General features: G+C 20.3%; 2 protein-coding genes. Both read left to right on the forward strand.

Features of this window, described 5'->3' with window-relative positions; genetic code table 4:
• The first annotated feature begins 288 nt into the window (after positions 1–288).
• Complete coding sequence (locus tag C6B38_RS10645) at positions 289–453, forward strand: hypothetical protein (protein WP_167693716.1); 165 nt, start codon at positions 289–291, stop codon at positions 451–453.
• On the forward strand, positions 431–711 hold a 281-nt coding region (locus tag C6B38_RS06345), incomplete at its 3' end, for a DUF3627 domain-containing protein (RefSeq protein ID WP_146693348.1). The genes C6B38_RS10645 and C6B38_RS06345, both read left to right, overlap by 23 nt.

Raw genomic sequence — 711 nt, forward strand, 5'->3', positions numbered from 1 at the left:
CTATGGCACACTAGTTATGTTATTTGATTTATTAATTTTAATTTTATATTTCTTTTATTAAACTTGTTAATAGTATTTTTCAGTGTGCCAATTTTTACTATTTTATATTTTTAATAATGTTAATAACAATGTTTATTAAACATTAAATAAACAATAGATAAACATTAAATATAACAATGTTTATTAAACAATAAATAAACTATAGATAAACAATATATAAACATTAAATAAACAATAGATAAACATTAAATATAACAATGTTTATTAAACAAAGGAGTGTGATTAATTATGTTAGGAATTTGAATATTTTTTTTAAAACGTAAATGTCAAATTTGTCATTCTATTTTGAATAAAAAAATTGTTGGTAGTTTGTATTTTAAGTTAAATGTTTGTTCAATGCAGTGTAACCGAAAGCGAGTTGATTTGAGTAATGTATCAGAAACCAAGTTATAAGAAGAATATTAACATAGAAAATTACTTTATTCGAAGAGAATTTATAGTTTTTAGAACAGATAAAGCTTCATTTATAAATTTACCCAATCATAATCGTCATATTGGTTTTTGATTGAGTAATAAGTTTATTTATCAGAGTGAAAAAAATTGTAATCAAGTAGCAATCGGTTTAATTTATGATAATTATTATTCTATTGTAAAATATGATGAAAATTTAAAGCGTAATATTTGAAAGAGTTTAACTGGAACGGAATTAAT

The sequence above is a fragment of the Spiroplasma sp. ChiS genome, assembly GCF_002968355.1.
In the GTDB taxonomy this organism is placed as follows: Bacteria; Bacillota_I; Bacilli_A; order Mycoplasmatales; family Mycoplasmataceae; genus Spiroplasma; species Spiroplasma citri.